Genomic DNA, 21,164 nt, shown 5'->3' on the forward strand with positions numbered 1-21,164 from the left:
CGCTCACTGGAAGACCTTGTCCGGAGCGTCGAGGCTGTCCGAGCCCTCGAAGGCGATGGCATCGAGCTTGAGCGTCGCCACGGCGCGCTCGATCGACTTGGTCTGGTCGACAAGAGCGTCGATTGCCGCCTGGACGGTGGCGTTGCCCTCGGCATTGCCTTCGCCGATCTGCTGGTCGTAGGCCTCGCCGCCGACGGCACGAGCCTGGATCGCTTCCATCTTGGCAACCGTGGCGTCCAGCTTGCCGGACAGTTCGGTGTCGATGGCGGCGTCGGCTGCCTTGACCATGTCGGAGACCGACGGTCCCTCGACGGTCGAACCGTCGATGCGCTTGTAGCTGCCGTGATAGGCGTTGCGGATGCCGACCGCGTCGTAGAGATGCGAGATGTGCGTGTTGTCGGAGAAGCAGTCGTGCTCTTCCTCCGGATCGTGCAGCAGCAGGCCGAGCTTCATGCGTTCGCCGGCCAGTTCGCCGTAGGACAGCGAGCCCATGCCGGTCAGGATGGTCGAGATGCCGGCATTGGCCTCGCCGTCGAGCAGCGCCTTGCGCGCGGCACCGTCGGCCTTCCAGTTGCCGACCATCTCTTCGAGATCGGCGACCAGGAGGTCGCTTGCGGCCGCGAGATACTGGCCGCGGCGGTCGCAATTGCCGCCGGTGCAGTTGGCCGTGTCGTAGTCGGTGTAGGGGCGGTTGCCGGCACCGGGGCCGGTGCCGTTGAGGTCCTGGCCCCAGAGCAGGAATTCGATGGCGTGGTAGCCGCTGGCGACGTTGGCCTCGATGTCGCCGGCCTCCTGCAGCGTGCCGGACAGGAATTCAGGCGTGATCTTCGAGGCATCGACCTTCTGGCCGTTGATCTCGATCGACGGGTTGGCGATCACGTTGGCAGTGTAGAGCTTGTTCTCGTCGGATTCGGTGCCGTAGGCCTTGTCGACATAGTCGATCAGGCCTTCGTCGAGCGGCCAGGCGTTCACGCGGCCTTCCCAGTCGTCGACGATGGAATTGCCGAAACGGTAGACTTCCGTCTGCTGGTAGGGGATGCGGGCAGCCTTCCAGGCTTCGCGCGCCACAGTGAGCGTTTCCGCCGACGGCTTGGCTATCAGCGCCTCGACCGCGGCGTCGAGTGCCTTGGCTGATGTCAGCGAGTCCTCGTATTTGGCCAGTGCGATGTCGGAATAGGTGGCGAGCACGGCCTTGGCGTCGGTCTCGGCCTTCGCCGGCAGCACGAAGATCGCGGCGGTCAGCGCGCTCGTCGCCGCAATGGCGGCAAGCCTGCCGAAGTGCCGGTTGCGCGAGATGGATGCAGGCATGGTCTCTCCTCAGTGAACCAGATGGCGCTGACGCGCGCCGGAATATCGTGTGCCGACAGCCACTTGCTGCATCGGCGGCATGGATTCGAATGAAAGCTCAGGGGTGGCCGGGCTTCGGACATGCGCACGGTTTGAAGCCCGCTCCGGGCTCGGCAAGACCATGCTGCAAACAGCCGTGCCGTGGCACGGTTCGACGAAGGCAGGCACCCGGTAGGCTCCAATCGAAAGGGTTAAAGGCCCAGACATCAAAGACAGGCGCGGTAAAGCACGGCTTCATAAAAGCGTTGCGTCTGCAAAAGTCAACGCAAAAGCCGCAAAAAGCGTAGCAGGATCAATAGTTTAGAATTATTCTAAACTAATTTTGTCCAGTTTGTGGCGCCGAGAAGCAGCCAAGTCGTTGATTTGTCGAGAGACGCATTGGACCGACGGCATCCTGCCGAGCAACGCCTGCGACAACGCGTAGCGGCTCGGCAATGCGGCCGGTGCAGGCAAAATGCCGCCTTGCGCGCTTGACAGGCCACCATCTGGCTGTCACCCCAAAATCTGCCCCTGGCCCCTTGTGCCCGTGCGGGCCAACGGCCATTTCCCCGGTTGATCCCCAACAGCGAGGCGGGCATGAAGAACGGTGTCGTGATTGTCGGTGCAGGCCATGCTGGGGTCCAGGCCGCCGCCAGCTTGCGCGAGGAGGGCTATGACGGTCCGGTCATCCTGCTCGGCGACGAGAAGGAACTGCCCTACCACAAGCCGCCGCTGTCCAAGACCTTCATCAAGGATCCGGCGGCCCAGCCGCAGCCGCTGCGCGGCGAGGTCTTCTATACTGGCCACACAATCGATTTCCGCCCGGGAACGCTGGTGGAGCGCATCGACGCCGGTGCCAACAGCCTGGCACTCGCTGGCGGCGAGAGCCTCGACTACGACCACCTGATCCTTGCCACCGGCTCGCGGCCGCGCATCCTGCCCTTGCCTGGCGCCGATCTTGCCGGCGTGCTGTCCTTGCGCTCGGTTGCCGATGCGCGGTTGATCCGCGACCATAGCGCTGCCTGCGAGGACGTCGTCGTCATCGGTGGCGGTTTCATTGGCCTGGAGATCGCAGCCACGCTCGCCGCCGGCGGGCGTCGCGTCACCGTGGTCGAGGCGCTCGACCGGCTGCTCGGCCGCGCCGTCGCTCCGCTGATTGCTGAGCATGTGCGCAAGCGGCTTGAGGCAACAGGCGTCCGCATCCTGCTCAAGACCACCATCGAGCGCATCGAGGGCGAGGGCGGCCATGCCGCCGGTGCGCTGACTTCGGCCGGCGAAAGGCTGCCGGCGAAGATGGTCATCATCGGCATCGGCGTCGTGCCCAATGTCGAACTTGCCGAGACCGCGGGCCTGGCGATTGCCAACGGCATCCGCGTCGACCAGGCGATGCGCAGCTCCGTCGCCAACATCCTGGCGGTGGGCGACAATGCCAGTTATCGCCACTGGCAGACCGGTTCCGATGTGCGGCTGGAATCGGTGCAGAACGCCACCGACCAGTCGAAGCTAGCCGCCCGGACCATCGTCGGCCATGGCGGCGACTACAGCGCCGTGCCGTGGTTCTGGTCCGATATCGGCGACATGAAGCTGCAGATGGTCGGACTGACGTCCGGCAGCGACCGCCAGATCCTGTCGGGCGACACGGCCGAGAACCGCTTTTCGGTCTACCACTTCATCGGCGAGCGGCTTGTCGCCATCGAGTCCGTCAACCGCCCCGCCGATCACATGCTCGGCCGCAAGATGCTCGGCCTCGGCTTCTCGCCGACGGCGGAGCAAGTAGCGGGTGGCGCGGAAGCGCTGAAGGCGGCGCTGGCTGCGCAGCCGCCGGGCTGAGGCACTTCGCTCGCCATCCAACCTGGAATTCGTCGAAAGCTGGGTATCTTCTCCCATGGTCGACGGGGGAAGGTGGCTGGCGGCGACCGAACGAAGGGCTCCCCCAAAAACCTCATGGTGAGCCTGTCGAACCATGGGTTTTGGGGCAGGCAGGACATGGCTCCCAGCGCCCTCGTGGTTCGACAGGCTCACCATGAGGGCTACTGACATGCCCTGCCTTACGCCCTTGCCTCGCTGATCGAGGCCTCGAGGATATCGAGCGCTTCGGTCATCACCTCGTCCTGGATGGTGATCGGCGCCAGGAAGCGGATGACGTTGCCGTGGACGCCGCAGGTCAGCAGGATCAGCCCCTTCTCCAGCGCCTTGAGCCTCACCGCATTGGCGAAATCCGCCGAGGGCAGCTTCGTCTTCGCATCGTTGAACTCGACGGCGTTCATGAAGCCGGGGCCGCGGATGTCTGAAATCTCAGGCACATCGTCGCGCAGCGATTCCAGCCGTTGCTTGAGCCGCGCGCCGAGCTGGTTGGCGCGGTCGCACAGTTTCTCGTCCTCGATCACGTCGAGCACGGCATGCGCCGCGGCAATGCCGATCGGGCTGCCGCCATAGGTGCCGCCGAGGCCGCCGGGATTGGGCGCATCCATGATCTCGGCGCGGCCGGTGACGGCGGCGAGGGGGAAGCCGCCGGCCAGGCTCTTGGCCATGGTCATCAAGTCGGGCGCGACGTCGTGATGGTCCATGGCAAACATCTTGCCGGTGCGGGCGAAGCCGGTCTGCACCTCGTCGGCGATGAGGAGCATGCCGTGCTGGTCGCAGATCTTGCGCAGCGCCGTCATGAAGTCGCGCGGTACTTCGTAGAAGCCGCCTTCGCCCTGCACCGGTTCGATGATGATGGCGGCGACGCGCGCGGGATCGACATCGGCCTTGAACAGCCGGTCAAGTGCGGCCAGCGCGTCGGCGACCGTCACGCCGTGCAGCGGCACGGGGAAAGGCGCATGGAACACATCGCCCGGCATCGCGCCGAAGCCTGCCTTGTAGGGCTGCACCTTGCCGGTCAGCGCCATGCCCATGAAGGTGCGGCCGTGGAAGCCGCCGGCAAAGGCGATGACGGCCTGCCGGCCGGTGGCGTTGCGGGCGATCTTGATGGCGTTCTCCACCGCCTCGGCGCCTGTCGTGACGAAGACGGTGCGCTTGTCGCCCTTCATCGGGGCGATGGCATTGAGCCTTTCGCCGAGCCGGACATAGCTCTCATAGGGCACGACCTGGTGGCAGGTGTGGGTGAAGCGGTCGAGCTGCGCCTTGACCGCTTCGATGACGCGCGGGTGGCGGTGGCCGGTGTTGACCACGGCGATGCCGGAGGAGAAGTCGATGTAGCGGCGGCCCTCGACGTCCCAGATCTCGGAGTTCTCGGCCCGGTCGGCATAGACCTGCGTCGTCATGCCGACGCCGCGGGCGATGGTCTGCATCTTGCGTTGTGAGATTTCGGCGTTCTTCATCGCTCGTCCTCCAACCTTGTGGGCGCCTTGCACGCGCCAGACCGACGCCATTTCTGCACCTCTCCTGGTTTTTCACAAGCCGTCATGACGGACGAAGGGCTCGGTTCCCGATGGCGGCAAAAAAATTGCCGACGCCATGTAGGAATTGCGCATACTCGCGCGTCCTAGTCATGAAGGAACTGAATCGATGCTCTACGCGATCCTCTGCTACAACAACGAAGACGTGGTCTGTGCCTGGTCCAAGGAGCAGGACGACGAGGTGATGGCGCGCCTTCAGGTGGTGACCGAAAAGCTGGCCAAGCAAGGCCGCCTCGGTCCGGTCGCGCGCCTTTTGCCGACGACCGCCGCCACCACCTTGCGCAAGACCAAGGACGAGCCGCTGGTCATCGACGGCCCCTTTGCCGAAACCAAGGAACAGTTCCTCGGCTTCTACGTCGTCGAATGCGCCACCCTCGACGATGCCGTCGATGTCGCCAAGGAGCTTGCCGATGCCAATCCCGGCGGCGGCTCTTATGAACTGCGCCCGATCGGCGCCTATTTTCCCGCGCGAGAGGCTGTATGACCGACCCGGCCTGGATCAACACGGCACTGTCTTCGGCACGGCCCCAGGCCGTGGCCGCCCTGCTGCGCTACTTCCGCGATCTCGACACCGCCGAAGAAGCGTTCCAGGAGGCCTGCCTGCGCGCGCTGCGCAACTGGCCGAAGAACGGTCCGCCGCGTGATCCGGCCGCCTGGCTGATCTTCGTCGGCCGCAACTCCGGCATCGATGCCGCCCGCCGCCGCAACAAGCAGGCACCGATGCCGCCGGAGGAAACCGTCTCCGACCTGGAAGACGTCGAGGGTGCTGTCGTCGAACGCCTCGACGGCGCGCATTACCGCGACGACATCCTGCGGCTGCTGTTCATCTGCTGTCATCCCGACCTGCCGGCGACCCAGCAGATTGCGCTCGCCCTGCGTATCGTCTCGGGCATCCCGGTCAAGCAGATCGCCCGCGCCTTCCTGGTCGGGGAAAGTGCCATGGAACAGCGCATCACCCGCGCCAAGGCGCGCATCGCCAATGCCGACGTGCCGTTCGAGGCACCGGGGCCGGTCGAGCGCTCGGAGAGGCTGGCTGCGGTGCTTGCCATGGTCTATCTCGTCTTCAACGAAGGTTATTCGGCAGGTGCGACCGAGATCGCCAACCGCGCCCCGCTCTGCGAGGAGGCGATCAGGCTGGCGCGGCTGCTGCTGCGCCTGTTCCAGACCGAGCCGGAGGTGATGGGCCTGACGGCGCTGCTGCTTCTCCAACACGCGCGCGCCGCCGCCCGCTTCGATGCCGAGGGCGAACTGGTGCTGATGGACGACCAGGACCGCAGCCTGTGGAACCGGGCGCTGATCGACGAGGGCCTGGCGCTGATCGACAAGGCAATGCGCCATCGCCGCTCCGGTCCCTACCAGATCCAGGCCGCAATCGCCGCACTGCACGCCCGCGCCGCGCGGCCCGAGGACACCGACTGGGCCGAGATCGACCTGCTCTATTCGGTGCTGGAATCGATGACGCCGTCGCCGGTGGTCACGCTCAACCGGGCTGTTGCCTATGCCAAGCTGCGCGGCCCGGAAGCGGCGCTGAAGCTGATCGAGCCGCTGGAGCCCAAGCTCGCGGGCTACTTCCACTTCTTCGGCGTCAAGGGTGGGCTCTTGATGCAGCTCGGACGCGCCGAGGACGCGCGCGAGGCGTTCGGCCGGGCGATCGCGCTCGCCAACACCGCGGCCGAAGCCGCTCATATCCGCATGCATCTTGACCGCCTGTCGGCCGAGAGCCTCCCGCGCGACGGCATCTCGGCTTAGTCAGTTTCCGCGCAGGTCGAGATCGCCCGCGCGGCTTCTGTTCGGCTTGGCTTCGTCGTCTACTAGCGAAGCCAATATGGGAAGTGTCTATCGTCCCCCTCGACGGGAGCAGGTGGCAGTGGCGTCTTCTTGTCGTCCGGGACGTCCACCACTTTGCGATAGAGGTGCCAGGTAGCGTGGCCGAGCACCGGAATGACGATGGCGAGGCCCGCCAGGAACGGCACGGACCCGATCAGCAGCGCGACCGCGACGATCAGGCCCCACAGCAGCATCGGCACCGGATTATCCCGCACCGCCCGTGCCGAGGTTTCGATCGCGGCATAGGCACCGACATCGCAGTCGAGCAGCAGTGGGAAGGCGACGACAGTGGTGCAGAGCACCACCAGGGCGAACAGGAATCCGATCAGATTGCCGAGCACAATCAGCGTCCAGCCACGCTGGGTGGTGAAGAGATCGCTGAAGAACGCTGCCGTCGACTGCGGGGCGTCCGGCCCGTAAAGCCAACCGTACAGCCCCTGCGCGACCAGGAGCCAGGCGACGAAGAGCACGAGCAGCATGATGCCGATGGCCACCATTGCAGGAATGGCTGGCGACTGCCTGACATCGAAGGCATGCTTCCAGGACGTGTCGAGGTTTTGCTCGCGCCGTCGGCTGATCTCGTAAAGGCCGATGCCGGCGAATGGCCCGAGCAAGGCAAATCCCGACATCAGCGGGAAAATGAGCTGCAGGGCGTTGCCGCCCGATGTCCATGTGATCAGAAACACCCCGACGATCGGGTAGATCAGGCACAGGAAAACGTAATGCGACGGCTTGTCCCAAAAGTCTTCGAAGCCACGTCGCAGAGCATCAAACACATCCGCGACCGTTATCCGGCGGATGGCGGGATGCTCGAGCGTATTGGTGGCGCCTGCGTACACATGGAAGCTTGCCATGACCACTCCTCCTTGGGGTGGGTCGCGGCCCGGGCTCGGCATGAGTGGTCACACCAAAACCGCGACCTTCACCATCTCAAATATAACGTGCTTCGAGCGATTTGACGACTCTTGCCGAACGTGTGCGGGGCTCCACGCAAGGTCATCGAATACAGTGGCCATACCCGTTCGTCAGGGCTGCTACCTTCGCGCCGTGTCAGGCGCTGTAGCGCCGCGGGAAGGTCGAGATCGCCCGCGCTGCCGTCTCGACGCCGCGCGCAAGCGCTGCGCCGAGCGATCCGCCCTTGGCAAGGGAAGCGAGGAAGGCGGCATTGAAGGTGTCGCCGGCGCCGACGGTGTCGATGACCTCGACCCTGGGCGATGCTGCATGAAAGTGCTCGCCGCCGGCATAGGCGTGGGCGCCCTGCGCGCCGTCCTTGACCACCAGCGTATGCGCGGCGCCGATCTGCCGGACGAGTAGGGCGGTAGCAGTGTCGAGATCGTCGACGCCGGCTAGCCCCTTGGCCTCTTCGGCATTGATCAGCGAGATGTCGGCGGCGGCGATCCAGTCGCTGACCTGCCGCTTGTTCGCCTCGGTCCAGCCGACCGGCGGCCAGCCCGGGTCGATGGCGGTGCGCCAGCCTTTTGCCGACAGCGCTTCGAGCAGCGTCGTCGTGCCGGCCTCGATGCGCGGCATCAGGTGTCCGCCCGAGATGAGCGCCAGGGCATTGTCGCCCGGGGCCTGGGGCAGCCGCTCGATCAGGTCTTCGAGGCTGGCACGCTGCAGATGTCCCGGCGTGGTGAAGAACACCCGGTCGCCGCCCTTGTGGACGATGCCGACCGTCAGCGTCGTATCGCACGGCTCGACGATCCATTCGCACGAGGCGGCATCGAACTGTCCGCTCAGCCACGCCCCGTTCGGGTCGTTGCCGACGGATGCGATCATCAGGTGGGCTTCGCCCATCCCGGCCAGCGCAAGTGCGGTGTTGCCGGCGGAGCCTCCCGGCCGCATCTCGGAACGGTCGACGACCACCTCGGTGCCGACGGCCGGCCAGCCGTCGACTTCGCCGAGCACCAGGTCGACATTGACATTGCCGAGAACGAGCAGCGTCGGAACGGTCATAAGGTCTGCCTATGCTATTGCAGCATCCGCCCCGATGGGAGCGGACGCTCGTGTGTCAGTATGGTCACGCGCCGGTGCGCGCGACCACCGGCACATAGTTTTCGAGTTCGGGGGCAGGGAAGCTGACCGTTCCGTTGATCTCGGCAGAGCGATAGAGCCCCATCAGGATCTCGACCACCGCAAGCCCGTCGTCGAAGGTTTCGATCGGCTTCTCGCCCTTGCGGAAGCACTCCACCATGTGACGATTCTCGTCGGTATAGCCGTAGATGCCGGCTTCGTCTTCAAGAACCGGCATCAGGCCCTGTTCGGCATTCTGCTTTTCGACCAGGTCCTCGCCTTCGGCGCCCTTGACCTCGCGCGACATGAACACCTTGAGGCCGGTGTTGAGCGAATTGAACTCCATCGCGTATTCCGGCCCGAGCAGTTCGAGCTGGATGCGCAGTCCGGCGCCGACATAGGCCCACGAGGTCGTCGCCTCGATCACCAGCTCGTTGCCGTCCTCGTCCTCGAGCAGGATGGTGCCGCGGGCGAAATCCTCGGACGGGCGGTTGCGGTAGTCGACCTCGGTGCCGAAACGCTTCTTCAACTGGTCGGCATAGTTTGGCCGCGTCCATTTGAGGTTGGCGACGGTGCCGCTGACCGACTTGATGGTCAGCGACTTGCGCTCGGCACCAGGCTTGGTCAGCAGGTGCCGCGCCACCTCGACGCTGTGGCACATCATGTCGGACAGGACGCCGCCGCCCTGCTTGTCGCCCTGCCAGAACCAAGGTTCGTGCGGGCCGGAATGTTCTTCCGCGGCGCGCGCCAGGTAGGGCCGGCCGGTGGCCGAGGCGGCGCGGCGCCAGATGATGTCCTTGCCGCGGATGACCGGCGTGCAGAACACCTGGTTTTCGAGGTAGCCGTGGTTGAGGCCGGCGTCGTCGGCTAGGCGCAGCATCTCGCGCGCCTCGGCGATGGTCCGGGCCAGCGGCTTTTCGCAGGCAACCGCGATGACCTTGCTGCGGCCTGCCTTCACCTCTGCGTGCAGCGTGCGCATCACGTCGAGGCGCGTGTAGTTGGGCGACAGGATCCAGATCGCGTCGACATCGTCGGCATTGACCAACGATTCCAGGCTGTCGTGGCTGGTGCACTCGCCGAGGCCGAGTTCAGCGACGCGGTTGGCGAAGCGGGCGCGGTTCTCGGCCTTACGGCTGTAGACGCCGGTGACGTCGACATTGCGCACGCCGAGCATGCCCCTGAGGTGGAACTCCGCGATGAAGCCGCTTCCGACGAAGCCGACGCGCAGCCGCTGTTTGGGCAATCCGGTCATGGTCGATCCCTCATTTCCTGGTAACTGAAATCATTTCGGCGCTGGCGCCGTGGTGCCGCGTATCTTCAGCGTCGTCGGCAGCATCGCCGGCTTGCGCGGCGTCAGCCCGCCGGCAAGCATGTCGAGCAGCATGTTCATGGCGGCGCGGCCGATCTCGGCTCGCGGCTGGCTGACGGTGGTCAGCGGCGGGTAGAAGGCCTCGCTGAGGAACAAATCGTCGAAGCCGACGACGGAGACGTCGCCGGGTACGTCGAGGCCTAGGCGGCGCAATTCATGGATCACGCCGAAGGCCATTTCGTCGTTGGCGACGAAGATCGCCGTCGGCGGCTGCGGCAGCTCGAACAGTTCGCGGCACAGCCGCTGGCCGGTGTGCAACAGGTAGTCTCCGACCGGCTCGTAGCTGTCGGGGATCGCGAGCCCGGCCGCCTGCATGGCGGCGCGGTAGCCGTTGCGGCGGCTGACGCTCATGATCTCCGGCACTGGTCCCGAAATGTGGGCGATGCGCTTGTGGCCAAGGCCGATCAGGTGTTCGACGGCGTCGCGCGCGGCGCCCTCGTTGTCGATCATCACATGCGGGAAGCCGGCATCGCGGATCTCCTCCAGCGCCACCACGATGGGCGCGTCGGCGACCGAATCGAGAAAGCCTTCGCGCGCCGGCAGCTTGCCGGTCATCAGGATCATGCCGTCGGCATGGCCATCGCGCAGCATGTCGAAATACTCGACCTCGCGGTCGGAGTCGTTTTCGGTGTTGCCCATCAGGACGGAGTAGCCGGCGGCGCGGGCGGTGGCTTCGACGCCTTTCAGGATCTCGAGATAGAATGGGTTGCCGACGTCGCGGACCACCATTAGCACCGCCATTGCCCGTTGCGTGCGCAGATTGCGGGCGCTGACATTGGGCCGGTAGTTCATCTCGCGGGCGACCTCGCGGATGCGGCTGAGCGTCGGCTCGGCCACCAGTCCGCTGTCGGACAGCGCGCGCGACACGGTAGCCGCGGAAACACCCAGCCGCTCGGCGATGTCCTTGATCTTGGGCCGCTCGTTCATCCGCGCATCGCCCGCCCGCGTCCATAGAACAGCATCAGCAAGAGCAGCGTGGCGCCGAACACCATCTGCCGCCCGGATTCGTCGATGTGCACCGTGGTCAGGATGCCTTGCAGGATGACCAGCAGCAGCGCGCCCGCCATGGTGCCGGTGTAGCCGCCCTTGCCGCCCGACAGCGGCGTGCCGCCGAAGACGACGGCGATGATCGACGCCAGCATGTACTGCTCGCCGACATTGGCGAAGGACGAGCCGGAATAGCCGAGCAGGCAGATGCCGGTGATGGCCGCGAACACGCCCGACAGCATGAACAGCGAGATGCGCATCGCCCTGACCGGCACGCCGGCCATGTAGGCGGCCTGCTCGTTGGAGCCGATGGCATAGATGCGGTGGCCGTAGACGGTGCGGGTCAGCATGAAGGCCATCAAGAGCCCGATCGCCACCCACAGCCAGATGATGCCGGGCAGGCCGAGCAGGAACGGCTGGGTGACGAAGCGCGACAGGCCGGGCGCGGCAAACCCAGAGGGGATGCCGTTGCGCACGACGACCAGCAGGCCCTGCAGCACGCCGAGCATGCCGAGCGTCATGACCAGCGGCGGGATGCGCAGAAGCGTCACGCCCATGCCGTTGATCAGGCCAATGAAGGCGCCGGCCGCCATGCAGGCGAGCACCGCCGGCACGATGGCGCTGTCGGCGCCGTTCATGACGTTGCCGGCGATGATGGCGCTGAGTGAGATGACGCCGCCGACCGACAGGTCGATGCCCTCGCGGCCGCCGAGGATGACGAGGTTCTGGCCGGCGGCGACGATGCCGAGCAGAGCCGCGACGATCAGCAGCCTGAGGATCTGCTGGGCCGAGGCGAAGCCCGGCGAGAGCGTTTCGCCGAGGATCAGCAGTGCTGCGATCAGGATCAGCGCCACGACCAGCGGCTGCTTGAGGAAGGTCAGAACGGGCGACGGCGCCGGCGCCTTGGAGTGGGTCTGGGTCGTGGCGGTCATGCGCGTGCCCTCCGTCCGACGAGGACGCCGGCCATCAATGCGATCAGGATGGCGAGGCCCTGGACCAGGTTCTGCCATTCCGACGGCGTGCCGACGAAGAACACCAGCGAGTTGATGAGGCCGATGATCAGCGCCCCGATGATCGAGCCGACGACGGTGCCGAAGCCGCCCGACAATGCGCTGCCGCCGAGCACCACGGCCGCGACCGAGAACAGGGTCATCTTGCCGCCGACGAGCGGGTCGCCGCTGGCGGTGTCGCCGGTGATGCAGAAGGCGGCGAGTGCCGCGAACAGGCCGCAGAGCGCGTAGCCCTGGATGCGGATCCTGGTCACCGGCAGGCCGCTCTGGAAGGCTGCCTGCGCGTCGTCGCCGACGGCGAGCAACTGGGTGGCGAGACGAGTGCGCGCGAGCACGTAGAGCACGATGGCCAGCAAGACCGCGGCGTAGAAGACGAACGGGATCTCGAAGAAGCGGCCGCCATAGGTGCGCCAGAAGGCAGCCGGTGCCGGCGTGCCGGCGACAGGCATGACGTAGAGCGCCAGGCCGGTGAAGAAGATGCTGGTGGCGAAGGTGGCAACGATCGCCTGCAGTCTGAGTGCAGCCACCACGATGCCGTTGACGATGCCGCAGGCCAGTCCGGTGAGCAGGCCGACGCCGAGGGCCGCGACCACCGAAAAGCCGCTGCCGCCCATCTTTTCCATCAGCACGACGATGACGACATTGACCAGCGAGACGATGGCTCCGACCGACAGGTCGATGTCGCCGGCATAGACGACATAGGTCTGGGCGATGGCGAGCATCATCAGCGCGAGATAGGTCTTCACCAGGCCGGTGATGCCGATGAAGCTGATGCTGCGCGGCTGGTAGAGGCCGTTGAGCGCCAGCAACACCAGCGCGATCAGCAGTGCCGGCAGGAAGGGGTAGCGCTCGACGAGACGCTTGAGCCCGCCGCCCGGCTTTTGCGTGGAAATGGTCGCGGTTGTCATCACGCGGCCTCGTAAGCTGCCTGGTAGAGATTGTAGCGCGTACGGTCCGCGCCGGTGAGTTCGCGCCGCACCGAGCCGCCATTGAAGACGAGGATGCGGTCGGCATTGTTGAGCAATTCGGCGTCTTCGGAGGAGTAGAGCACGATACCCATGCCCTCTTCGGCGAGCTTGCGGATCAGCGAAAACAGGTCTGCCTTGGCCGACAGGTCGATCCCCTTGGTCGGATCGTCGAGCAACAGGACGTCGGGCCGGTCGATCAGCCAACGGGCGATGACGATCTTCTGCTGGTTGCCGCCCGACAGCGAATTGATCGGATGGCTGAGCCCGCCGAACTTGGTGTGCAGCGCCTCGAGCGCCGGCTTCACCCGTGCCGCCAGCGCTGCCGGTCGCGCCAGCTTCAGCTTTTGCCGGAGATAGTGGATCGGCGTGGCGTTTTCGATGATCGGACGGCCCTGGATGATGCCGTCGCGGCTGCGGTCGCCGGAGACATAGGCGAGGCCGCGACGGATGGCGGCGCGGGGATTGGACGGCGTGAAGGCCGAGCCGCCGAGCGTGATCGTACCGCCCGCCGCCGGGTTGGCGCCGAAGATGGCGCGCAGCACCGCTGACTGGCCCTGGCCGTGCAGGCCGCCGAAGCCGAGGATCTCGCCCTTGGCGACCTCGAAGCTGACATTGGCAAAACCCTTGCCGGAGAAGTTCTCGGCCTTGAGCACGGCCGCCTTGCGGTCGGTCGCCGCGGCCGGCGGCGCGTTGGCACCGGCGGCGAGCTCGTCCTGGCCGCCGACCATCAGCCGGATCACCGCTGCGGGATTGGTGTCGGCGATGTTTTCGGTGCCCACCGTCTCGCCGTCGCGGATGACGGTGACGCGGTCGCCGATGGCGAAGATCTCGTCCATGCGGTGCGAGATGAAGATGATGCTGCGGCCATCGGCCTTCAGGCCGCGCAGGATTTCAAAGAAGCGGTCGACCTGGGCCCGGTCGAGCGCCGACGTCGGTTCGTCGAAGATGGTGATCGGCGCTTCGGTTGCCAGCGCCTTCATGATCTCAACCAACTGGCGCTGGTCGGCGCGCAGGTTCTCCACCACCGCTTCCGCAGAAAAGCCTTCGCCGGCAACCGTTTCGAACAGGGCGATGTAGTGCGCGGCGCGGGTTTCCAGTGCCTTGCGGTCGACGAAGATGCCGCCCGGCATGTCGGGCAGGCAGATGTTCTCCGCCACCGTCCGGTGCCCGGCCAGGCTGAGCTCCTGGTAGAAGATGCCGATGCCGTGCTCGCGCGCCGCATGCGGACCGGTGATGGTCACCGGCTTGCCGTCGATCAGGATTTCTCCGCCGTCCGGCCGCACGCTGCCGGCCAGCACCTTGCATAGCGTGCTCTTGCCCGAGCCGTTGGAGCCGATCAGCACATGCACTTCGCCGGCCTCGACCGTCAGGTCGCCGCGGCGCAAGGCCAGGGTGGCGCCGTAAGCTTTGCTTACGCCGCGCATGATGAGTTTCGACATGGTGGTGGCTTTCCGGTGCTTCGTCGGTCGGGGGACGCGCGGCTGTTTTCTGGCGCGCGTCCCCGTTCGTGGGAGGAAGCTTACTTGAACAGTGCTTCGGCGTCAGCGATCGAAAGCTGGCTGGTGTAGGAGAAGTAGCCCGGCTTGCCGTCGAGCTCCTTGGCGACCTGATCGACGTTCTTGCCGTCGATGAAGGGGATCGGCAGGTACATGGCGTTCTTGTACTGGCCAGCCGTTGCCGGCTCCTTCAGTTCCTTGCCTTCAAGCATCAGCACGGCGACGTTGAGTGCCGAAGCCATGACGCCGGGAGGGTTCACCGAAGCGCCCGAGTTCAGCTTGTCCTTGACCCAGAGGTCGATGAAGTCCTTGCGAATCTCGCCGGTGGCGGCGATCGACGACTGCTTCTTGGCATCGATGATCGACTTCCAGGCGCCTGCCGCCATGCCGTCCTGCACCCAGACACCGTTGATGTCGGGGTTGGTGGCGAGCAGGTTCTGCATCGCCTGCTGGCCCTGGGCCTGATCCCAGTTGGCGTTCACTTCATTGACGATCTTGATGTCGGGATACTGGCCGAACACTTCCTTGTAGCCGGCGACGCGCATCTCGTTGGCCGGGTGGCCAGCAACGCCGTTGATGGCAACGACGTTACCCTTGCCGCCGAGCGTCTCGGCCAGCCACTTGGCGCCTGCGGCACCCCATGCCTTCTGGTCGATGCCGACATAGGTGGCGTCGGGCGACGACACTTCGGCGTCGGTCGAGATCACCAGGATGCCGGCTTCCTTGGCCTGGGCAAACACCGGATCGAACGCCGTCGGGCTGTTCGGGTTGATGATGATGGCGTTGACGCCTTCGCTGATGAAGTTGCGGACGTGTGCGATCTGGCCGGGCACGTCGACATTGGCGCTCTGCACCACGACCTCGACATTGACGCCCTTTTCCTTCCAGGCCGCTGCTGCTGCCTGTGCCTGTTCGATCATCTGCGTCCGCCACTCCGAGCCGACCCAGCCGTTGGACAGGCCGATCTTGTAATCGGCCGCCTGGGTCGAGAACGCCGACACGGCCAGCGCCGCGACGGTGGTGAGCGCCAGTGCTGCAAATTTCTTCATGAATTCCTCCCGATGCAAAAACTGCTGCAGCAGATGATAGCCAGAAAATGTAATCGATTTCAATCGGCATTTTGCAAGGGTTTTCGGAACATTCGATTGCCTCAAAATGAGGTCGCCGGCGGGCCCTTCGAGGTGAACCTTTCCCGGCGTTGGCGCGACCAACGTCCAGGCGCCGCGTGGTGCGGTGTCATGAAAGGAAAACCCAATGACCACAGACACCAGGTGTTGCGGGTCACCGCGAGCACCCGGAGCACGGCGCGACCACCGCCTCAGGGACAGGGTGGACGCGTTGGGCTTCGGGCTTGTTCCATTGACCCTAGGTAAGCCCCGGCGTATCGTCGCGCCGAGGGACAATAGCAGGACTGCAAGGGAGGAAAGTGCCGGGTATCAGCGCTTCGCTCTCGCATGCGCTCCAGCACCTTCTTCCACACAACTCGGGAGAGGTGTCATGCCGTGCTTTCGTGGTGGTTTCGGTGCGCTCGCGCATGCAACCGGACCGTCAGGCAACCACCTGGGAGCACTCGCGCTGAACGCCGGCATGATGGCGCTGGCGCTCGCCGCCAATCTCTGGCTGGCGCCACAGGCCGGCGCCCAGGAAACCCAGATCATCAACCCAGGATCGATGGCGGTCACCGGCTTTTCCGGCACAGTCATTCCCGGTATCGAGGAAGGGTTGCCGCCCGGCGTCGACCCGGTAGACGAAACCTTCATCGACACAGAGCGCGCAACCTTGCGCGTTTTCGACGTTTCGGCCCTCGGCGGGCCGCCGTCGGGCCAGCTCGTCAATACGCCGTTGCCCTTCGAGGTCCTCGCCGGCCAGATCGGCCAGGTCTTCGCGCTGACCTATGACGACGGTGTCCGCGACGGCACCCCGTCGGGCGTGCCCGATCTCTACGCGGGCGCGACCTCGCTGCACGGCATCCGCATCGTCACGCCTGATGCCGACGACGACGGACGGCCTGAGCGCCAGCGCCGCGGCATCGCCGGCGCCACCTTCATGGCCGGCCAGTTCGGCGAGGAGAATGGCGGCGGCCCCGGCACGATCTGGCGGATCGACGGCATCTCGGGTGCTGTCACCAAGTTCGCCGACATCGACACCAACAGCGGCCCCGGCATTGGCGACGTCGCTTTCGACAAGATCCATCGCCAGTTCTTCGCCTCCGACCTCGATACCGGCCTGATCCACCGCATCGACGCCACGGGCGCCCTGGTCGACACCTTCGATCACGGCGTCACGGGACGCCCGGTGCGCGGGCTGGCCCCGACTGCCGATGACGGCGCGGTGATGGACATTGCCGGCGCCGCATTCGACAGCGAGGACCCCGGCACCTGGGGCTATACCCAGGACGAGCGCCGCGTTTGGGGCGTGGCCTTCCACGGTGGCCGCGTCTACTACGCGGTCGGTGACGAGGCCGAGATCTGGTCGGTCGGCATCGCCCGCGACGGCAAATTCGCCGGCGACCCGCGCTGGGAGCTGACCGTCGAGGCCGACAAGGACCTGCCGGTCACCGACATCGCCTTCGACAGCAGGGGCTTCATGTATCTGGCCCAGCGCGGCGAGGTCGAAAACCGCTTCGACTACAGCCAGTTCGCCGACACCGGCGATGGCGAGGTCATCCGCTACTGGCGTGAAAGTCCCGATGATCCGGCGACCGAAAGCATCTGGGTGCCGGTGCCGCAGGAATATGCGGTCGGCTTTCCCGAAGGCAATCGCCAGTCGGCCGGCGGCATCCACCTGCAATATGGATATGACGCGCAGGGCTTCATCAACCCCAACGCCTGCACCGACACCATCGTCAAGACCGGCGACAAGCTCAGGGACAACCCGGCCCTGGCCGAGCAGCTCGCCACGGGTGGTCCGCTCGCCGTCCATGGCGTGCAGATCACCTCGACCTCGCTCGTGAAGCCGGCGAACGTTCCGCCTTTCGGATCGTGGTTCGTCGACTTCGACAGCTTCTATGAAGATCCCGAGGTCGAGGGACATGTCGGCGACGTCGAGATATGGCGGCCATGCGAAGGCCGCGCCGGCTATTACGAGCAGATTCCCTATCCCGGCGACTATCCGACGCCGCTGTGGCCGCCGGATTTTCCGCCGCCTGGCAACATCCCGCCCTGCCTCGACGTCGAGGCAGTCGAGTATTTCTGCACCCCGGCCGGGCTCGAGGCCGATCTCTATGTCCGTGACGTTGCAGGCATCGGCGGCGATTCCGTCAAGGCCGATTCCAGGACGCCGGGCGTTGGCATCTCACCGCTTCAGCAGACCAAGCCGGCAGGCGCGCCGTTCACCATCGGGGTGACCGGCCACTTCCCCGGCGACACGGTCAATGTCGGCCTGTGCTTCTACAAGCAGTCCGACGCCGACAAGGGCGGCTATTACCCTTGCTGCAAGGTGGTGGTGCCGCTCGAAACGCCCGCCGCAAGCTGCGAACCGTGAGGGAGGGAGAGATGAACATCCACGCTCCCGTCCCGCTCGACAGCAAAGCAACCGTCATGGAGACGATCATGAAACCCCTGTCATTCGCCAGGCGCGGTGCGCGCTGGCTGGTGGCGGCAGGTATCGCGCTCGCCGCCATGCCCCTGTCGCCGGCAGCCGCCCAGCCGTTGCCCGATGTCGTGCCTGAACTGAGACTCGACCGCGTCATCCCGCATCCCGGCCATGACGATGTCGTGCCGTTCTTCACCAAGAAGGGCGCCCAGCGCAATTGCGACTATGTCGTCTATAATCTGCGCTTCGGTGCCCGCGGCAATCCGGAAAAGTTCTTCGATCCGGCCTTCGCCAACGGTCTCAAGACGCTGCGGATGGATTTCCGCGACCAGCTTGCGCCCGGCCTGAAGATCGTCAATGTGCAGGCCAGCGGCGACGGCACCGATGCCGTCGGCGGACCGTTGCCGGCAGCCGGCATCGGCACCACCGTCAACCCGAACGACACGGCGACCATCGCCGACTTCCGGCTGTCGGCGACCGATCTCGACGGTGTCGGCGCGCCCAACGAACGCTACATCGACATCCGCATCACAGCTCTGATCGACCACGCCGCCTTCCCGGCGCCCACGGTCGTCGACAACCAGGGCTTCGTCAAGCTGTCGGCAGGCCCCGGTTCGATCGAGATCCCCTCGCACGATCCGGCCAAGCCCGACGATGGTGATTTCCGCACTGGCGAGAAGACCCAGATCCGCATCGACGTCACCGACTGCGAGCCGCCTCCGCCACCGCCTCCGGGCGGCGACGAGCCGTGCTTCAAGGTCGAGACCGGCGATGTCGACTGCGTGCCCGGTGGCGGCGCCTACATCTACAACATGCCTGTCGGGCCCGAGATGGCCGGCCGCTGGGTGCAGCTGCGCACCACCACGCCGGGCATCACCATCGACCCGCCGATGCAACTCGTTCCGCCCGGTGGCGGCGTGCTGCACTGGGAGATCGAAGGTGCAATACCCGGCGATGTCGTGCATCTGATCGTCACCGGCATCGAAACCTATGCCGGTCCGGAAGAGGGCGTCGGCCTGTGCTGCACCCAGACGGTCGACATCGTCATTCCCCCCGACCTTCGCTGCCCGCCCGACAAGGAACCGGACATCAAGGTCGAGAAACGTGCCGACGTTGCCCGCTGCACGGTCCTTGGCGGCTGCAACTTCACTATCCGCGTCACCAATGTCGGTGACGGCCCCTACAATGGCAAGATCGTGCTCGACGAGGTGACCTTGCCCGGCAACGCCACGATAGATTCCGGGCCCAACGCGCCCTGGACCTGTCTGCCGGCAACCAGCCCGATGAGTTGCGAGCATCCCGCGACCACGCTCGATCCCGGCGAATGGGTCGATCTCAAGATCGGCTTCAAGCCCGGACCCGGCTGGGAGGCGAGCTTCATCCGCAATTGCGCCGAGTACGACTACACGGCGAGCGAGAAGCCCGACGTGTTCGGCCGCACCGACAACGACAAGGCGTGCGCCAGCATTCCGATCTGCAAGCGCGGCGATCCCGATTGCCGTCCGCCGGTGGAAAAGAAGGTTGACCTGCGCATCACCAAGGACCCGCGTTCGCTTGCCTGCAGTGCTGATGGCGTCTGCAGCTTCCTGATCCGTGTCTACAACAACGGCACCCAAAACTATGTCGGTCCGCTGACCGTCATCGACGACTATCCCACTGGAGCGCCGACGTCCTCGACCTTCGGCCCGACCCCGCCCTGGGCCTGCGGTCCGGCCGGTCCCGGCCGGTTCCGCTGCGACCATCCGGGCGTGGCACTGGTGCCGGGCGCGTCGGTGCCGCTTTCGGTGGTCGCCATCGTGCCGCCGGACTATCCGTCCGACATGATCCGCAACTGCGGCGAGGTGCGGGCGATCCCCGGCGAGACGGTGCTGGCCAACAACAAGGCCTGCGCCACCATGCGCATCCCGCATCCGGGGCGGCCGCGGCTGACCGTCGCCAAGACCGGCGACCGGCAGTGCGAGACGGGCAGGCCCTGCACGTTCGAGATCACCATCACCAACAGCGGCACCGGTCCCTTCAATGGCTCGGTCCGCATCGGCGATGCCATCGGCGTGGACGGGCTCGGCCGGCTGGACGGCGTTCCGATCAGCTCGATCGAGCCGCCTTTCGGCTGCACGCCCGAGCCAACGACGCTGCCATTGTCCTGCGTCACCAACATCAGCCTCGGCGCCGGCGAAAGCCGCGTCCACAGGGTGACGGTGGTGATCCCGGACGACGGCCGCCTCGCCAATCTCCCCCGGCCGGTGCCGGCCCAGAACTGCGTTGCCGTGCTTCCGCCCGACACGCCGGTTCGCGGGCTGGACCTGGCCGGTGGCACGGCCCTCCCGGGCGGTCTTGGCGCCGGCAGTCCCTATGCCTGCCACCGCTTCCTGATCGACCATGAGGTCAAGCAGGAGTGCTCGGAAGGCTTCGTGCTCAACCAGGCCGGCCGTTGCGTCTGCCCCGAAGGCACGGCGTTCCGCAATGGCCAGTGCGTGCCCGATGGCGGCACGGTGACGCCGGTTCCGCCGGTCAAGCCGCAATGCCGCCTGTTGCCGGGACAGATCCGCACCGAGGACGGACGCTGCATCTGCCCACGCGGCACGGACCTCAAGAACGGCAAGTGCGTGCGGCCTGAACAGCCGCCGGAACGGCAGTGCAAGCTGCTGCCCGGCCAGATCCGTACGCAGGACGGAAGCTGCGTCTGCCCGCGTGGCACCGAGTTGAGGAACGGCCGCTGCGTCAAGGATGTGCCGCCGGTACGCCAGTGCACGCTGCTGCCGGGCCAGATCCGTACGCAGGACGGGCGCTGCATCTGCCCGCGTGGCACCGAGCTGAGGAACGGTCGCTGCGTCAAGGATCAGCCGCCGGTGCGCCAGTGCAAGCTGTTGCCCGGCCAGATCCGGACGCAGGACGGGCGTTGCATCTGTCCGCGCGGAACGCAGCTGATCCGGGGCGCATGCCGCAAGGCACCGACGACGCAGTGCCCTGACGGCACGTCGCTGGTGCGTGGCCGCTGCGTGCCGGACCGTCAGGACACCGTCTGCCGCCGTGGCGAGGTGCTGATCAACGGCCAGTGCATGACCATCGAGCGTGAGTGCCCGCGCGGCACGGTCGGCCAATATCCGAACTGCCGTCCGATCCGCCAGCAGCCCACGTTGCAGATCCCGATCAACCCGGATGTATTCCGCGGCCTGATCCCGCAGAGACGGGAGCAGCAACAGCCGAGGACCAACAACATCATTCCGCAGTGA

General features: G+C 65.9%; 15 protein-coding genes. 5 read left to right on the plus strand and 10 right to left on the minus strand.

Annotated elements, in window-relative coordinates; all coding sequences use genetic code 11:
- Positions 1-3: 3 nt before the first annotated feature.
- Complete coding sequence (locus WHT83_RS05765; RefSeq protein WP_108605797.1) at positions 4-1,308, minus strand: imelysin family protein; 1,305 nt, start codon at positions 1,306-1,308, stop codon at positions 4-6.
- A 615-nt stretch (positions 1,309-1,923) separates the two neighbouring features.
- Between WHT83_RS05765 and WHT83_RS05770 the strand changes: the two genes are divergently transcribed.
- A complete protein-coding gene (locus WHT83_RS05770; protein WP_406873243.1) occupies positions 1,924-3,156 on the plus strand; it encodes an NAD(P)/FAD-dependent oxidoreductase in 1,233 nt (410 codons plus the stop codon).
- Between the two features lie 218 nt (positions 3,157-3,374).
- Here WHT83_RS05770 and WHT83_RS05775 read toward each other — a convergent pair whose 3' ends face one another.
- Positions 3,375-4,649 carry a 4-aminobutyrate--2-oxoglutarate transaminase gene (locus tag WHT83_RS05775; protein ID WP_183263083.1) on the minus strand — a complete coding sequence of 425 codons (1,275 nt, stop codon included), beginning with the start codon at positions 4,647-4,649 and terminating at the stop codon, positions 3,375-3,377.
- Positions 4,650-4,836: 187 nt separating this feature from the next.
- On the opposite strand from WHT83_RS05775, the gene WHT83_RS05780 reads away from it, so the two are divergent.
- On the plus strand, positions 4,837-5,211 hold the full coding sequence (locus tag WHT83_RS05780; RefSeq protein WP_108605796.1) for a YciI family protein: 375 nt from the start codon (positions 4,837-4,839) through the stop codon (positions 5,209-5,211).
- A complete protein-coding gene (locus WHT83_RS05785; RefSeq protein WP_108605795.1) occupies positions 5,208-6,476 on the plus strand; it encodes an RNA polymerase sigma factor in 1,269 nt (422 codons plus the stop codon). Before WHT83_RS05780 ends, WHT83_RS05785 begins: the two co-directional genes overlap by 4 nt.
- Before the next feature lie 62 nt (positions 6,477-6,538).
- On the opposite strand, the gene WHT83_RS05790 is transcribed toward WHT83_RS05785, so the two are convergent.
- From WHT83_RS05790 to WHT83_RS05825, 8 genes are all read right to left on the minus strand, one after another.
- Positions 6,539-7,408 (minus strand): DUF2189 domain-containing protein, encoded by an 870-nt coding sequence (locus tag WHT83_RS05790; protein WP_108605794.1) that lies wholly within the window; start codon positions 7,406-7,408, stop codon positions 6,539-6,541.
- Positions 7,409-7,604: 196 nt separating this feature from the next.
- Positions 7,605-8,510 carry a carbohydrate kinase family protein gene (locus tag WHT83_RS05795; RefSeq protein ID WP_406873244.1) on the minus strand — a complete coding sequence of 302 codons (906 nt, stop codon included), beginning with the start codon at positions 8,508-8,510 and terminating at the stop codon, positions 7,605-7,607.
- Between the two features lie 64 nt (positions 8,511-8,574).
- A complete protein-coding gene (locus tag WHT83_RS05800) occupies positions 8,575-9,819 on the minus strand; it encodes a Gfo/Idh/MocA family protein (RefSeq protein WP_108605792.1) in 1,245 nt (414 codons plus the stop codon).
- Positions 9,820-9,849: 30 nt separating this feature from the next.
- A complete protein-coding gene (locus tag WHT83_RS05805) occupies positions 9,850-10,863 on the minus strand; it encodes a LacI family DNA-binding transcriptional regulator (RefSeq protein WP_108605791.1) in 1,014 nt (337 codons plus the stop codon).
- Positions 10,860-11,855 (minus strand): ABC transporter permease, encoded by a 996-nt coding sequence (locus WHT83_RS05810; RefSeq protein ID WP_108605790.1) that lies wholly within the window; start codon positions 11,853-11,855, stop codon positions 10,860-10,862. The genes WHT83_RS05805 and WHT83_RS05810 overlap by 4 nt, the downstream gene beginning before the upstream one ends.
- Positions 11,852-12,844: an ABC transporter permease gene (locus WHT83_RS05815; RefSeq protein ID WP_318762874.1), complete on the minus strand. Its 993-nt coding sequence runs from the start codon at positions 12,842-12,844 to the stop codon at positions 11,852-11,854. The genes WHT83_RS05810 and WHT83_RS05815 overlap by 4 nt, the downstream gene beginning before the upstream one ends.
- Entirely contained in the window at positions 12,841-14,340 is a 1,500-nt protein-coding gene (locus WHT83_RS05820; protein WP_406873245.1) for a sugar ABC transporter ATP-binding protein, read from the minus strand. Before WHT83_RS05820 ends, WHT83_RS05815 begins: the two co-directional genes overlap by 4 nt.
- A gap of 80 nt (positions 14,341-14,420) precedes the next feature.
- Positions 14,421-15,446 (minus strand): ABC transporter substrate-binding protein, encoded by a 1,026-nt coding sequence (locus WHT83_RS05825; RefSeq protein WP_108609586.1) that lies wholly within the window; start codon positions 15,444-15,446, stop codon positions 14,421-14,423.
- A 538-nt stretch (positions 15,447-15,984) separates the two neighbouring features.
- Here WHT83_RS05825 and WHT83_RS05830 point away from each other — a divergent pair.
- Positions 15,985-17,880 (plus strand): hypothetical protein, encoded by a 1,896-nt coding sequence (locus WHT83_RS05830; RefSeq protein ID WP_406873935.1) that lies wholly within the window; start codon positions 15,985-15,987, stop codon positions 17,878-17,880.
- An 11-nt stretch (positions 17,881-17,891) separates the two neighbouring features.
- Entirely contained in the window at positions 17,892-21,164 is a 3,273-nt protein-coding gene (locus WHT83_RS05835; RefSeq protein WP_406873246.1) for a hypothetical protein, read from the plus strand.

It is taken from the genome of Aminobacter sp. P9b (genome assembly GCF_045345995.1).
GTDB lineage: Bacteria > Pseudomonadota > Alphaproteobacteria > Rhizobiales > Rhizobiaceae > Aminobacter > Aminobacter niigataensis.